This window comes from Streptomyces sp. 3214.6 (assembly GCF_900129855.1).
GTDB lineage: Bacteria > Actinomycetota > Actinomycetes > Streptomycetales > Streptomycetaceae > Streptomyces > Streptomyces soliscabiei.
Window position 1 is genome coordinate 1,355,847 of sequence record NZ_LT670819.1, and the last position, 15,862, is coordinate 1,371,708.

Annotated in this window: 6 protein-coding genes and 1 tRNA gene; 4 read left to right on the plus strand and 3 right to left on the minus strand. The window is 73.2% G+C overall.

Annotation, left to right across the window (positions count from 1 at the left end; translation table 11 throughout):
• Positions 1-17: 17 nt before the first annotated feature.
• Entirely contained in the window at positions 18-2,141 is a 2,124-nt protein-coding gene (locus tag B5557_RS06095; protein WP_079658154.1) for a tetratricopeptide repeat protein, read from the minus strand.
• Between the two features lie 233 nt (positions 2,142-2,374).
• On the opposite strand from B5557_RS06095, the gene B5557_RS06100 reads away from it, so the two are divergent.
• Positions 2,375-5,545: an AfsR/SARP family transcriptional regulator gene (locus tag B5557_RS06100; protein WP_231976273.1), complete on the plus strand. Its 3,171-nt coding sequence runs from the start codon at positions 2,375-2,377 to the stop codon at positions 5,543-5,545.
• 347 nt (positions 5,546-5,892) lie between these two features.
• On the opposite strand, the gene B5557_RS06110 is transcribed toward B5557_RS06100, so the two are convergent.
• Together B5557_RS06110 and B5557_RS06115 are read right to left on the minus strand one after the other, a co-directional pair.
• Positions 5,893-5,966 (minus strand) — tRNA-Pro (locus B5557_RS06110).
• A gap of 44 nt (positions 5,967-6,010) precedes the next feature.
• Positions 6,011-7,438, minus strand: a complete 1,428-nt coding sequence (locus B5557_RS06115; protein WP_079658156.1) for an MFS transporter — start codon at positions 7,436-7,438, stop codon at positions 6,011-6,013.
• A 114-nt stretch (positions 7,439-7,552) separates the two neighbouring features.
• Between B5557_RS06115 and B5557_RS06120 the strand changes: the two genes are divergently transcribed.
• The 3 genes from B5557_RS06120 (at position 7,553) to B5557_RS06125 (ending at position 15,835) form a co-directional block, all read left to right on the plus strand.
• Positions 7,553-8,131 (plus strand): TetR/AcrR family transcriptional regulator, encoded by a 579-nt coding sequence (locus tag B5557_RS06120; RefSeq protein WP_079658157.1) that lies wholly within the window; start codon positions 7,553-7,555, stop codon positions 8,129-8,131.
• Between the two features lie 34 nt (positions 8,132-8,165).
• Positions 8,166-8,597, plus strand: coding sequence for a hypothetical protein (locus tag B5557_RS44445; RefSeq protein ID WP_197697288.1), 432 nt, complete (start codon positions 8,166-8,168; stop codon positions 8,595-8,597).
• Between the two features lie 272 nt (positions 8,598-8,869).
• Positions 8,870-15,835: a type I polyketide synthase gene (locus tag B5557_RS06125; protein WP_079658158.1), complete on the plus strand. Its 6,966-nt coding sequence runs from the start codon at positions 8,870-8,872 to the stop codon at positions 15,833-15,835.
• Positions 15,836-15,862 lie beyond the last annotated feature (27 nt).

Here is a 15,862-nt window from a genome sequence, read left to right on the forward strand (position 1 = left end):
ACTTTACAGAACACGCCCTACGGCCGCCCCAGTCGGCGGGCGTCGGCCGGGCTGGTGGTCTCGTACAGGGCGAAGGCGCGGGCGTGGAACTCGTCCGCGGCCGCCTCCTCGCCCTGTTCGCGTGCGGTGTCGCCGAGCATCTCCAGGGTGCGGGCCTGCCAGTGGACGGCGCCGGAGGCGGTGAACACGGCGAGGGCCTCCTCCATCTGCGCGGTGCCCGTGGCGTGGTGGCCGGTGAGGGCGCGGGCCCGGCCGAGGAAGACGAGGGCCCGGGCCGCGTCGTGCGGGTCGGCCACGGCCAGCAGCCCGGTGCGGGCCTCGGTGAAGCAGGTGACGGCCCGGTCGGGGTCGTGCTCGGCGAGCGCGACCTCCCCGAGCATGATCCGGGCGAGGGCCACCCCGCGCGGATAACCGCACTCCTCCCACATCCGCGCCGCCCGGTTCAGGTGCGACACCGCCTCGGCGAACCGTCCCGCTTCGAAGTGGCAGCCGCCGAGGCCGAGCAGCGCCTGTCCCTCGTCGCGCGCGTCCCCGGCGTCGCGCGCCGCGTACAGGGACTGCGTGTACCACTCGGTGGCGTCGTCGATCCGGCGTGCCGCACTCAGGCCGATGGCCCCGGAGTTGAGCATCTGCCGTTCCGCCTCCCGGTGTCCGTCGCTGCGGGCGGCCGCGAGGCCGATGCGATGGGCCTCGATCCACAGGTCGTAGTGGCGCCGTCGAAGGAACAACGGCCACATCGCGTCGACCAGTTGCCAGGCGGTGGCGTGCCAGCCGCGCTCGGCGGCCAGGCGGAGGATCGCCATGAGGTGGCCGCGTCGGTCGTGCAGCCAGGCGAGGGCGCCGGGTTCGCCGGTGAAGGGTGTGGGCAGCGCGGACGGGTGGGCGTAGGTCCGGGGCAGGGTGAACTGGATGGGCGTGATGGCGCGTTGGGCCTCGGTCGCGGTCAACAGGTACCAGTCGGCGACCTGCCGCAGGACGCGTTCCCGGTGGGCCTCGGTGTCGGTGGTCGTCGCACGGTGGTGGGCGTGGACCCGGACGAGGTCGTGGAAACGGAAGGTGTCCGGGCCGATGTCCTCCAGCACGCCGGCCTCGACGAGCTCGTCCAGTCGGCGTTCCGCCCACTGCAGTGACTGCCCGCAGGCCGCGGCGGCCGTCCGGGAGTCGAAGTCGGGCAGCGGCAGCAGACCGAGGGCCCGGTACATCCGGGCGGCCTCGGGGCCCAGCACCGCGTACGACGCGTCCAGGGCCTTGCGCACGGTGGCCTCCCCTTCGACTTCCAGCGCGGCCAGGCGGCCGACGTCCGGTCTGAGAGCGTCCGCGAGTGCGGCGACGGGCTGTCCGGGGCGGGCGGCGAGCCGGGCGGCGGCGAGGCACACCGCGAGGGGCAGGCCCGCGCACAGGTTCACGACCTGGCGGACCGCGGGCAGTTCACCGCAGACCCGGCGCTCGCCGACGCCGCGGATGAACAGTTCCACCCCGGCGGCGGGGCCGAGGGCCTGCAACCGGTGGAAGTCGGCCCCGTCCAGGCGCAGTCCGGTCAGTCGGTGCCGGCTGGTCACGACGACCAGGCCGCCGGGACCGCCCGGTAACAACGGCCGGATCTGGGCCGCGGTGAAGGCGTTGTCCAGCATGACGGCGATCCTCAGGTCGGCGGTGACGGACCGCCACAGGGAGGCCTGCTCCGCCAGGTCGACCGGCACCGCCCAGGCGCCGAGCGCCCGCAGGAACCGGCCGAGGATCTCACCGGGGCCCGCCGGTCCGTCCGCCGCGTGGCCGCGCAGGTCGGCGTACAACTGGCCGTCGGGAAAGGCGGATTCATGCCCGCGCAGCCATCGGGAGACCAGCGTGGTCTTGCCGATCCCGGCCGGGCCGTTGACCACGATCAGCGGCTGCCGGGAAGCGGTGTCCGCTCGCCGTGTGAGCAGCCGGTCCAGGGCGGCCAGTTCCTCCCGTCGGTCGGTGAAGTGCGCGGGCACCGGGAGAAGTTGACGGGGTGTCGGCGGCGGTTGCGGCGGGGCGGTCTGCACCTGGATGCCGCCGTGGACGTCGCGGGCCTGGACGGTGGGTCCGTAGAACCGGGCCGATCCGCCGATGGTGTTGCTGCTCCCTCTCTCCGGGCCGTCCTCGCGTGCCGCGCTCATACCGCTCGTCCCCCTCCGACCGGTTGCCCGCTCCATCGATCAAGGTGGTCCTACCCGCGCGGCGTCCCCGACGATGCGGGCGGGGGAGGCCGGGCGCATGACAAGGAAACGAATCGGCCAGCCCGCGGCGGCGCCTTGGAACCCCCTGCACTCCCTGTCATGCTCATCGCTCCATGGCATGCACATTCCCCACTGCCAGTTCGTCGAAATGGCCGGACCAGCGGGAGGCGCTGGTGGAATTCCAGGTACTGGGCCCGGTGGGCATCCGGGTGGACGGTCGGCGCGTGGAGCTCGGTTCGGACAAGGAAAGGACCTTGTTGGGCCTGCTGGCACTGGACGTGGGCCGGCCGGTCGCGCTGGACATGCTTCTGGACCGGCTCTGGGACGGCGAACCGCCTCCGCACGCCCGCGCGAACGCCCACAGCTATGTGTCGCGGCTGCGCGGACGGCTGCGGTTGGTGGACCCCTCGTCCACGAGCGCGCCCCGGATCGTCAGCCGCGCCCACACCTACACACTGGAGGCCGACCGCGAATCCGTCGACTGGCACCGGTTCCAGCAACTCGTGGCGCGGGCGGGGGCCGACGCGGCGAACGGTGACGACGAGCAGGCCGCCGACCTCCTCGACCGGGCCGAAGCCCTCTGGCGTGGCGAGGCCCTGGCAGGGCTGCCCGGGCTGTGGGCCGAGACCATGCGCCGGACCCTGGCTGAACGACGGCTGAGCGCCGCCGTCTCCCGGATCGCCGCCGCCCTCCGGCTGGGCCGGTTCGCGCAGGTGAGCGCCGACCTGTCCGGCCTCGTCGACCGGTATCCGGGCGACGAGACGTTGGCGGGTCAGCTGATGCTCGCCTACTACGGCAGCGAACGGTACACCGACGCGCTACGGGTGCACCAGGAGACCCGTCAGCTGCTGATGACGCAGTACGGCTCCCGACCGGGCGCCGAGTTGAACCGCATCCACCGCGGGATCCTCGATCGCGTTCCCGCCGCCGACCTCGTCCGCGGCCGGACGACCGCGCCCCGCCCGACCGCGCCTGCGCCGCCGTCCCGTCCCCGGCCGTCGAGGAACCTGCCGCATCAGCCGCCGCTGGTCGGCCGGCACGCCGAACTGCGGGCCCTGAGCGCCGCGGTCGACGCCGCGGCGGAGGACAGCTGGGTGATCAGCCTGGAGTCCGTCAGCACCGTCAGCGGCATGGCGGGGGTCGGCAAGACCGCCGTGGCGGTGCACGGCGCGCACCGGCTCGCCGAGCGGTTCCCCGACGCCCAGCTGTATCTGGACCTGCGGGGGCACTCCCCCGTGGGCGAACCGCTCGGTCCCGGAGCGGCCCTGGCCACACTGCTGCGCCTGCTCGGGACACCCGCGGAGACCATCCCCGTCGAGGTGGAGGACCGTACGGCACTGTGGCAGAGCATGCTGGCCGAGCGGCGGGCCGTGATCGTCCTGGACGACGCGGTGAGCGCCGAGCAGATCCGCCCGCTGCTGCCGGGCGGCTCGGCCTCCCTGACCATCGTCACCAGCCGACGCCACCTGACCGGCCTGCCGGGCGCCCGGCACATCCCGCTCGACGTGCTGCCGACCGACGACGCCATCGCCCTGTTCCGCGCGTTCGCCGGGAAGGAACGGGCCCTGGACATCCAGGACACCGCCCGGATCGTTCGATTATGCGGCCATCTCCCGCTCGCGATCGAGCTGGTCGCGAGCCGTTTCCGCGCCCATCCGGCCTGGACCCTGACCACGCTCGCCGATCGGCTGACCCGCGCCGAGGGCAGACTGGGCGAGATCCGGGACGCCGATCAGGACATGGCCCGCGCCCTCGACCTGACGTACCGGACCCTCACCCCTGAGCAGCGCACCGCGTTCCGCCGTCTCGGCCTGCATCCCGGCCCGGACCTCACGGTCGATGCGGCAGCCGCCGCACTCGGACTGCATCCGGCCGTCGCGGAACGGATGTTGGAGGCGCTGTTGGCCCGGCATCTGCTGCGCGAGCCGACCCCGGACCGCTACCGGTTCCACGACCTGCTGCGCGAGTACGGCCACTCCAGGTCCCTCACCGACGACACCGACCAGGAACGGGCCGACGTCGTCCGGCGCCTCATGGACTTCTACGCCGGCGCCGCCGACCGCGCCGACCGCCTCGCGTACCCCCGCCGCACCAGGCCCGCCCCACCGCCCGACCAGGCCCCCGCCGCGCCGCCCCGCCGGGCGGCCGGCGAGACCTACGCCGAGACCGACGCCGAGGCGGCCCGGTCGTGGCTGGCCGCCGAGCGCGCGAACCTGCTGGCCACGGAGCGCCACGCCCGCGATCGCGGGCAGGCCGGGGCCGCCGCCCGACTCGCCTACGCCATGGCCGGTTTCCTCAACGAGGAGTGCCACTGGCACGACGCCCGCACCGTCCTCGAACCCGCCGTCGCCCACTGGACCCGCACCGGCGAGCAGGCCGCGCTGTGCCGTGCCCTGCTCCATCTCAGCGCCGTCCACGCCCACACCGCCCGCTACCCGGAGGCCGCCGAGAGCGGCAATCGAGCCCTGAGCATCGCCCGTGCGACCGGCGACCGGGAGGCGGAGGCCGAGGTGCTGCGCGCGCTCGGCACCCTGAACTGGCATCTCGGCGACCACCGGGCAGCGCTCGTCCTCTTCCAGAAGGCCTTCGCCCTCATCGCGCGATCCGGAGACGCCCTGGACCGCGCGCGTCTGCACAACAACATGGCGGTCACTCTGCTGTTTCTCGGGGAACACGACCGCGCGCTCGAACATTTCGAGAAATCGCTGAGCGGATTCACCGAGGCGCGCGATCACGCGGCCCTGGGCAAGACGCTCAACAATATCGGCGACCTGTACATGCGCCGCGGAGACCTGGAATCGGCCCGCCGCTCTTTCGAGGAATCGCTGACTTTCCTCGACCGCGCCGGAAACCGCCATGACCGGGCCACGGTACGCGGCAGCCTCGCCGACGCCCTCACGGAATCGGGCGACACCGCCGCGGCACTCCCTCTCTACGAGGAGACGCTCGCGGAATTCCGTGTCCTCGGCGACCGAAAGAGTCAGGCCGACACTCTGATCGGCCTGGGCGAGGCACACCGGAAGGCGGCTGACGCCGAGAAGGCCCTGCGGAATTTCCTCGAAGCCCTCGGCATCGCACGCGTGATCGGCGCGGCCCATCAGGAGATACAGGCACTGCGGCGCATCGGACAGGCTCATGTGGACGCCGGCCGGCTCGACGCGGCGCGAGAACAACTGGAGTTCGCTGTTTCTCTGGCCGAACGCACGCATGACGTCGACGAGAAAGCCCGGGCGGAAAGCGCGTTGACGGAGGTGCGGCTGGCGGTAGGCGGCACTCCCACCGGGCATGCCTTACTGCGGCGAACAGTCGACTTACCCGGCGGTAATTCAATGCGCAACCAGTGACTATTGTTCGATTAGATCCATAAGCCGACGATCATGTACGGTCAGCCTCCGAAAGCATCCGGGCACAAAGGAGGGACCGTTTACGTGAGCACAATGCGTCGACTGACCGTAGGGGCCGGCCTGGCCGTCACCCTCGGCATTCTTGGCGTGAATACGTCAAGCGCCTCCGCGGCCGAAATCTCCTCGACCGCGACGGTCAGCACGAACAGGTGCATCATGATGTCGACCCTCTGAGGGTCGGTCGGCGCACCGGGGGTGGCAGCACACGCCGCCACCCCGCCCGCGGGGGAGATGACCAGAGGCCGTATCGGTGTACCGATACGGCCTCTGGTCTGGTGCTCTGCCCGTCGGGACGACAGGATTTGAACCTGCGACCCCTTGACCCCCAGTCAAGTGCGCTACCAAGCTGCGCCACGTCCCGAGGCGTTTCCGCGGTGGTGAGCTGCGAGAACGCGTAGGTGAACCTTACCGTACGGGGGTGGGTGCGGCGGTCGGCGCCGGGGTGACAGGGGTCGACGGGCGGGCGGGGCGCCTGGCGGGGACCAACAGGGCGGCGAGGGCCGCGCACAGGCAGAGCAGCGTCAGCAGGATGAAGCCGTGGGTGTAGCCGGATTCGTAGGGCAGACCCGAGGGCTGGAGGCGGCCGGTGACCAGCACGCTGGTGACGGCGGCACCGATGGAGCCGCCGATGGTACGGATGTTGGCGTTCATGCCGGTGGCGGCGCCGGTCTGCGCGGGAGGCACGCTGCCGACGATCAGGTTGGCCATCGAGGCGAAGGCGAGCCCGATGCCGAGTCCGAACACGCCTGCCACGAGGGCGACTTGCCACTGCTCGTCGTGCCAGAGAGTAAGGAAGCCCAGGGCGAGCCCGCCGAGTGCGGCACCGGTCGTGAGCAACGCCTTCGCGCCCACGCGGGGTTCGAGGCGACCGCTGAGCACACCGGAGACGAACATCGCGACGAGCATCGGCAGCATCAGCAATCCGGAAGCGGTGACGCTCGCTCCGAAGCCGTAGCCGGCCGTGCTCGGGGTCTGGACGAAGCCGGGCAGGAAGGACCAGATCGCGTACATGCCCGCACCGAACAGCAGGGCGGCGAGGTTGGTGGTCCACACGGCCGGCAGCCGCATGATGCGCAGGTCGATCAGCGGGGACCGGGAACGGGCCTCGACCGTCAGCCACAGCGCGAACAGGGCCACGGCCAAGGTGAACAGGCCGATCACACGCGCCGATCCCCAACCCCAGCCGCCCGCCTGGCTCAGCGGCAGCAGCAGGGTGACCAGCCAGCCCGACAGAAGCACCGCTCCGAGCCAACTGACGCTGCCCTCGGCCCTGTTGGACGACTCGGGGACGTAGCGCAGGGCGATCAGGGCAGCGGCGGCGACGATGCCGACAGGGATCCAGAACAGCCAGCGGAAGTCGAGCGCGGAGACGATCGGTCCGGCCGCGACCATGCCGACACCGCCGCCCGCGGCGATCACGGCGGACAGGTTGCTGATGCTGCCGGCCACCTGGGACGGGGCGAACTCGTCCCGGATGATGCCGAACGACAGCGGGAACAGGGCGCCGCCGACGCCCTGGATCACGCGGGCGACGATCAGGACGCCGATGTTCGGCGCGAGCGCGGCGAGCAGACAGCCCACCAGAACGGCGACGAGGACCGCGACGAGGGTGCGCTTCCTGCCGATCAGGTCGCCGACACGGCCGAGGATCGGCGTGAAGACGGACGCGGACAGCAGATACGCGGTCATCACCCAGGTCCCGGTGGACTGCGAGGTGTGCAGGGCGTGCTGGACGGTCGGCAGGGCCGGCGCTATCAGCGACTGGAGCATGGAGAACACGCCCGCACCGGTCGCGAGGACCGCGAAGGTGAGGCGGGTGGACGTGCGGGGCATGGAAGAGCCTCTCGGAAAGAGGGGAAGACGGCCTCGGACTGTTAAAGTGGAGGCACTCCTCCACTGTAGCGGAGGCAACCCTCCGGTTCAACCGAGTCCGCCCAGGAGGCAGCAGTGCCGCCCCAGCAGTTCCCCATCAGCGAGATCGTCGCGGTGCAGCGCCCCACCCGTAAGGACGCCGCCCGCAACTACGACGCACTGCTCACGGCCGCGCGCGAGGCGTTCGCCGAGCACGGCTCGGAGGCCTCCCTGGAGGACATCGCCCGGCGAGCAGGGGTCGGCATCGGCACGCTGTACCGGAACTTCCCGACCCGCCGGGCACTCTTCGAGAGCGTCTACGCCGACGAGGTCAACGCGTTGTGCCGGTCGGCCGTGGAGTTCGCCGACCTGGAACCGTGGGAGGCGCTCACCTCCTGGCTCGACCGGTTCGCCACCTACATGGTCACCAAGCGGGCGGTGCGCGAGGCGCTGGACGGCGAGTCGGAGATCTTCCAGGCCTGCCGCGAGTCGCTGTACGGGACCTGCGGTCCGCTGTTCGAGCGGGCGCAGCAGGCCGGCGTCGCCCGCGCCGACATGGACTTCGGCGATCTGCTGCGCCTGGTCGCCGGTGTCACGGCGACCGCGTTCATGGACGACGCCCAGCGCGACCGCGTCCTGGCCATCGCCCTGGACGGGGTGCGCGCCGGGCGCTGACAGGCCCCGGTCGGCCCGCGCGGCCTCGGTACCGGTGGCGGACGTCGACGAGACGCTCCCCGCGGCCCGGGTCGCGAAGGCGGAGGTGAACTCCTCCGCCGTGGACGCGATGTGCACCGGCATGCAGGTGTTCGGCGGGATCACGCAGACCTGGGCGCATGTGGCGCATCTGTATCTGCGCAGGATCCTGTCGGGCGCGATCGTTCTCGCGACGACCACCGACCCCGTCCTCCTGAACCGTGGCGCGCCTGACGCTCCTTCACCAGGTGGCGGTCAGCGGCGAGTGGGAGGCGCGCGGCGCACCCGGCGTCCCACGGGACGGCTCCACAAACCCTTCCCGGTCATCCACGACCGACATGCAGAATTTCCCGTCCCCTTACCCCGCGCCGGGAATGTGCGTTGCGATTCGGACCATGCAGTCCAAAGGAACCCATTTCTTGCGCTCGTTCATGTTTCCACCATGTGAGTCGGGGGTGAACGGGACGGCGCCCGAAAGGAATTCAACCGATTTCCTACGCCCTGGCCCTCCCCCCACGACTGACCGAATCATTGCGGCTGGATACCAGCCGATCGTTCGATCGTTGACCAGTGAGTAACAAGCGCACTACCTTTCAACGCGTTTCGAGCACGCGCTGTAGAACGGCGTTCCGCGGTGGTCCTCTCCCCGCCGGAATCCGGTGAGCCGCCTTTGCTGTCCCGAACCCCCACCGTGCAGTCTCACCCTTGATTCGGAGAATCATGACGTCCGCTGTGCGCTCCGAGGACATGATCATCGGCATCACTCCTTTCGGTGAACCCGATGCCGGGCTCGCCCTGGCGGTCGGCCGGGCCGGCGGTCTCGGTGTGCTCGACCTGGGCTCCGGCGACCGAAGAACCCGCGAGGCCCTCGCCCGCCTGCGCAGAGCGTCGCCGGGCGGCTTCGGCGTCCGGGTCGGCGCATCCTGTCGGCTCACCCCCGCCGACCTGGGCCCCGACGGCCCGCACACCGTCGTACTGACCGCGGACGCCGTGGAGTCGCCGGCCGGCGCGGACTCCGCCGTCCCGTGGTTGATCGCCGGCCTCGCGGCGCGCCACCGCGTGCTGGTGGAGGTCACCGACCTGGCCGACGCCCGGCACGCCGTGCGCGCCGGGGCGCACGGCCTGATCGCTCGCGGCGCCGAATGCGGCGGCAGGATCGGCGAGTTGAGCACCTTCGTGCTGCTCCAGCAACTGCTCGCCGCGCCCGAGGTGACCCTGCCGGTGTGGGCGTGCGGAGGCATCGGCCCGCGTACGGCCGCCGCCGCGGTGGCGGGCGGGGCGGCCGGTGTCGTCCTGGACAGCCAGCTCGCGCTGCTCGCCGAGTCGGCGTTGCCCGAGCCGGCCGCCGCGGCGCTGCGCACCCTGGACGGCTCGGAGACCGTCGTCCTGGCAGGTCATCGCGTTCTGCTGCGGCGCGGCCCGGACGCCCCGCGTCTCGCGGAGGGCGCCGGCCCGCAGGCGGTGGCGGCACTGCTCGGCGCGCAGGACCCGCGCACCCAGCTGCTCCCGGTGGGTCAGGACGGTTTCCTCGCCGCCCGGTTCGCCGAGCGCTGGGGCGACGTACGGCGGACGGTGCGCGGGCTGCGGGACGCGGTCCTGGACGCCGTGGGCGACGACGCGGCGGCGCGGGCGCTGGGGGCCGAGTCGCCGATGAGCCGGGCGCTCGGGACCCGGCTCCCCGTAGCACAGGGGCCGATGACGCGGGTGAGCGACGGGGCCGCGTTCGCCGCGGCGGTGGCGGCGGACGGGGCACTGCCGTTCCTCGCGCTGGCGCTGGCGGACGGCGCGCGGACGCGGGAGATGCTGGCCGAGACCCGGGACGCGGTGGCCGGCCGGCCCTGGGGCGTGGGCGTGCTCGGCTTCGCACCGGAGGACGTGCGCACCGCCCAACTGGAGGCCGTACGGGAACTGCGGCCGACGCACGCGATCATCGCGGGCGGACGGCCCTCCCAGGCGCAGGCGCTGGAGCGGGACGGCATCCGGACGTTCCTGCACGTGCCGTCGCCGGGGCTGCTGCGACAGTTCCTGGAAGCCGGGGCGCGCCGGTTCGTGTTCGAGGGATCGGAGTGCGGCGGACACGTCGGACCGCGCGCCAGCTTCCCCCTCTGGGAAGCTCAACTGGCAGTCCTGGCGGACTACTTGGACGGCGTCGACGTGACGGACGTCGAGGTGTTCTTCGCTGGCGGAGTGCACGACGAGCGGTCGGCTGCGATGGTCGCCGCGCTCGCCGCGCCGCTGACCGCGCGCGGCGCGGCCGTCGGCCTGCTGATGGGAACCGCCTATCTGTTCACCGAGGAGGCGGTGGCGCACGGCGCGATCCGTCCGCTGTTCCAGCGGCAGGTCATGGACGCCGAGCGCACCACGCTCCTGGAGTCGGCGCCGGGTCACGCCACCCGGTGTGTGCCGAGTCCGTTCGCCGCCGGTTACCGCGACCAGGAGGCGCGGTTGCGTGCCGAGGGCGTGCCGGACCGGCGGATCTGGGAGGAGTTGGAGCGGCTCAACGTCGGCCGGCTGCGCCTCGCCAGCAAAGGCGTCACCCGGGACACCGACGGCTTGCTCGCCCCCGTCGACGAGCAACGTCAGCTCGCCGAGGGGATGTTCATGGCCGGGGAGGTGGCCGTGCTGCGTTCGGCGACCACGACGCTCGCGGCGCTGCACACGTCCGTGACGGCAGGTGCGGTCGAGCATCTCGCCCTGCGGGCTGCCGAGTTGGGCCTGGAGAGGGAGGTGCGGGAGCCGGCGGCCCCGGCCCCGCTGGACATCGCCGTCGTCGGCATGGCCTGCATGTTCCCGCAGGCGCCCGACCTGCCGACCTTCTGGGGGAACGTCGTCGGGGGCGTGGACGCGGTCGGCGAGGTCCCGGCCGACCGCTGGGATCCGGCCGTGCACCACGGCGAGTCGACGCCGTCCAAGTGGGGCGGCTTCCTGCCCCGCATCCCCTTCGACCCGCTGCGCTACGGCATCCCCCCCGCCTCCCTCGGCAGCGTCGAGCCGGTGCAGCTGCTGTCCCTGGAGGCGGCCCGGCGGGCTCTGGATGACGCCGGATACGGCGACGGGGGAAGGGAGTTCGACCGCTCCCGCACGTCCGTGATCTTCGGCGCGGAGGCGGGCAGCGACCTGTCGAACGCGGCCACGCTGCGCGCCGTGCTGCCCTCGTACTACGGCCACGTCCCGGCCGCCCTGGACGACCAGCTCCCGCGGCTCACCGAGGACTCCTTCCCCGGCATGCTCGCCAACGTCATCTCCGGGCGGATCGCCAACCGGCTCGACCTCGGCGGCGCCAACTACACCGTCGACGCCGCCTGCGCCTCCTCGCTGGCCGCGGTGGACGTCGCCTGCAAGGAGCTGGTCGGGGGCACGTCCGACGTGGTGCTGTGCGGTGGCGCCGACCTGCACAACGGCATCAACGACTACGCCCTCTTCTCCTCCGTGCACGCCCTGTCCCCGACCGGCCGCTCCCGTGCCTTCGACGGCTCGGCGGACGGCATCGCGCTCGGCGAGGGCGTCGCCTGCGTCGTCCTCAAGCGCCTCGCGGACGCCGAACGCGACGGCGACCGGATCTACGGCGTCATCAAGGGCCTCGGCTCCTCCAGCGACGGCCGCTCGCTCGGCCTCACCGCCCCCAGGCCCGAGGGCCAGCGCTCGGCCCTGGAGCGGGCCTACCGCAACGCGGGCGTCTCCCCGGCCGACGTCGGGCTCGTCGAGGCGCACGGCACCGGGACCGTGGTCGGCGACCGCACCGAACTCCGCATCCTCAGCGAGGTGTTCGGCGAGGCGGGGGCGCAGCCGGGGGGCTGTGTGATCGGCTCGGTGAAGTCGCAGATCGGGCACACCAAGTGCGCCGCCGGACTCGCCGGACTGATCAAGAGCCTGCTGGCCCTGCACACGGGCGTCAGGCCGCCCACGCTGCACGTCGAGACCCCCAACCCGGCCTGGGACGCGGACAGCAGCCCCTTCGCCTTCCACAAGGAGGCCCGGCCCTGGGCCGCGCCCCCGCAGGAACGGCTCGCCGGGGTGAGCGCGTTCGGCTTCGGCGGCACCAACTTCCATGTGGTGCTGAGCGCTTACGCCGACGGGGTGCCGCCGGTGCGCGGACTGGACGCCTGGCCCGCCGAACTGTTCGTGTTCCGCGGGCGGGACGAGGCCACGGCCCGCCGAGCGATGGAAGAGCTCCTCAAGGCCGCGCAGGCGCAGGGCGGGCCGTGGCGCCTGCGGGACCTGGCACTCGGCGCCGCGCGACGCTCGGACCCGAGCGCGGACCCGGCACGGGTCGCACTGGTGGCGACGGACGTGGACGACCTGACCGCGAAACTGCGACAGGCGCTCGCCGACCCCGCCGACTCCGGCGAGCCCGCCGGGCCCGCTCGCGTGCGGGGGATCCACCGGGCGGGGCCCGACGATCCCTGCGACGGCAAGGTCGCCTTCCTCTTCCCCGGCCAGGGCAGCCAGCGCACCGGCATGCTCGGCGAGCTGTTCGTCGCCTTCCCGGAACTGCGCCCCTACCTGGAGCTCGGCCGCGCCCACGCCGACGCCCTGTACCCGCCGGCCGCCTTCGACGACGCGGCAGGCGACCGGCAGCAGGCCGCGCTGACCGACACCCGCGTGGCCCAGCCCGCCCTGGGCATGGCGGGCCTCGCCGCGCACGCCGTGCTCACCGCGGCCGGGGTACGGCCGGACATGGCCGCCGGGCACAGCTACGGCGAACTGGTCGCCCTGTGCGCGGCCGGCGCACTGACCCCGGAGACCCTTCTGGACCTGAGCGCGGAGCGGGCAACGGCCATCCTCGAAGCAGCCGGGGTCAAACCCGCCGACGAGCCGGACGGGTCCGGGGGCGGGGATGGCGGGGCCATGGCTGCGGTCGCGGCCGGGGCCGAGGAGGTGGCGCAGGTGCTGAAGAGGGGGGCCGCGCCGGACTCCGTGGTCGTCGCCAACCGCAACTCACCTACGCAGACGGTGATTTCGGGACCGTCCCACGCCGTCGCCGAAACCGTGCAGCTCCTGCGCGCGGCCGGTCTGGGAGCCAAGCGCATCCCGGTCGCCTGCGCCTTCCACAGCCCGCTGGTCGCGGGCGCCGCCGACCGGTTCGCCTCAGCGCTCGCGGCCCGGCCGGTGCACGCGCCCGAGTTCCCGGTGTGGTCCAACCGCACGGCCACCCCCTACCCCGCCGACGCGGACGCGGTACGGGCCGAACTCGCCGCCCAGATCGCCGCGCCGGTCGCCTTCGTCGAGCAGGTCGAGGCGATGTACGAGGCAGGGGCGCGCATCTTCGTCGAGGCCGGCCCCGGGTCGGTGCTGACCCGGCTGGTCGGGCAGATCCTCGGCGATCGCCCGCACCGCACGATCGCCTGCGAGCCGCGCCCCGGCGGCGGACTCCACGGTTGGCTCGACGCCCTGGCCCGGCTCGCCGTCGCGGGGCTGCCGGTGCGCAGCGGATGGCTGCTGCGCGGCCGGGACGCGGTGGACGCCGTCCGCAGCCCCGTGCCGAAGCGGCCCGGCTGGACGGTGGACGGACAGCTGGTCCGCACCGCCGCCGGCGCCCTCCTCCCCGGTGCGCTCGCACCGGCCCGCCGAGTCGTGGACCCCGTCGAAAGGACCGTGACGACTGTGACGACGAACCCCCCGCACGGCGTCCCCTCCGACCGGGACGCGCTGATCTCCGAGTTCCTGCGCACCAGCCGGGAGATGATCGCCGCCCAACGGGACGTGCTGCTCACCTACTTCGGATCCACCCCGGGCGCGCAGATCGCGGCACCCGTGGTGGTGACCCCGCAGGTCATCGAGGCAGTGCCGCAACTCCCCGCGGCACAGCCCGAGACGGCCGCACACGTACCCACCCCCGCCCCGAGTCCCGCGTCGGCTGCCGCCGAGCCCGTCGGAAGCACGGACGTGCAGCGGCTCGTCCTGGAGATCATCAGCGAACGCACCGGCTATCCCATCGACATGATCGAGCCCGATCTCGACCTGGAGGCGGACCTCAGCATCGACTCCATCAAACGGGCCGAGATCGCCGGCGAGCTGGCCAAGCGACTGGGCGCCGGCTCCGACGCCGGCGCGGATCCGGCGTCGATGGACGACGACGAGCTGGAGGAGCTGACGAAGGCCCGCACCGCCGCCGCGGTGACCGACTGGCTGACGGCCCGGCTGAGCGGACCGGCACCCGCACAGGCACCCGCACCCGTGCCCGCACAGGCACCCGCACCGGCACGGGCGGAGGAGGTGACCGGCGAGCCGCCCAGGCGGCACGTGCTGCGGCCGGTCCTGCTCGACGACGTCGCCGCCGCTTCGCCGACCGCCCTCTCCGGCACCCGCTGGACCCTCCTCGGGGACGCCCCCGAGGTCGCCGCCCGGCTGTTGTCGCACGGCGCCGACGTCGTCGTACGCGCCCGTGATCATGTTCTGGGGGAGGCTGACGGGCCGCTGGACGGCGTGCTGTACCTCGGTGCCCTTCCGGCCGCCGAGGACACGCCCGTCCTGCCCGACGCGTTCCCGGTGCTGAAGGCGGCGCTGGCGCGCGGTCCACGGTGGCTGCTGGCCGTCCGCGGCAACGGCGACGAGATGCCCGACGCGCGGACCGCGGGGCTGCGCGGGCTGTTCCGTACCGTGGCGCGCGAGTATCCGCAGACCCTCGCCCGGCTCGTCGACCTCGCCGACGCCTCGCCGGCCGCCGTCGCGGACGCGGTGGTCGCGGAGGCCGTCGCAGCGGACCGCCCCCCGGTCGTGCTGCGGACGGCGGGCGGCCGGCACGGCTTCGAGCTCGCGGAGGCGCCGCTCGGCGCGCTCGGCAGCACGGGCGCCGGCCCGGCCGGGGACGGAGCCGCCGAGGCCGCCGCGCTCGGGCTGGCCCGGGACTCGGTGGTGCTGCTGGCAGGCGGCGCGCGCGGCATCACCGCGCAGTTCGCCGCCGCGCTCGCCGGCGCCGCCCGCTGCCGCCTGGAGCTGCTCGGCCGGACCCCCGCGCCGGACGGCCCCGAGGACGCGGACACCGCCGCCGCGCGCACCCCGGCCGAACTGCGCGCGGCGCTCGCCGCCCGCGGCGGTCTGAAGCCGGCCGAGATCAACCGCGCCGCCGAACTCCTGCTGGCGCAGCGGGAGATCACCGCGACACTGAGCGAACTCACCGCGCTGGGCAGCCGGGTGCGATACCGCTCCGTCGACTTCCGGGAGCCCGAGGCGGTGCTCCAGGCGGTGAAGGAGATCCACGCCGAACACGGCCGGCTCGACGGCGTGGTCCACGCGGCCGGTGTGATCGAGGACCGGCTCGTCGCCGAGAAGAGCGCCGAGTCCTTCCAGCGGGTCTACGGCACGAAGGCGACCGGCGCGGACGCCCTGCTCACCGCGCTGGAGGAGCTGCCCACGGCGCCCGCTTTCACCGTGCTGTTCGGCTCGATCTCCGCGGTCCTGGGCAACCGCGGCCAGGTGGACTACGCCGCCGCCAACGACGCGCTGGAGACCCTCGGCGCGGCCTTCGCCGCCCGCACGGGGCACCGTGCGGTGACCGTGCACTGGGGTCCGTGGGCGCCCTCGGCCGGTCACGCGGGCATGGTCGGGGTGGAGCTGGCGCGCGAGTACGCCCGGCGGGGCGTCCGGCTGATCGACCCCGAGGAGGGGACCGCGGCGCTGCTGCGGGAGCTCGCCTGGGGCGAGGAGTCTGCCACCGCCGTCGTCTACACCGCCTCCGGCTGGTGACGGCCACGGTGACATCACCCCAGACAT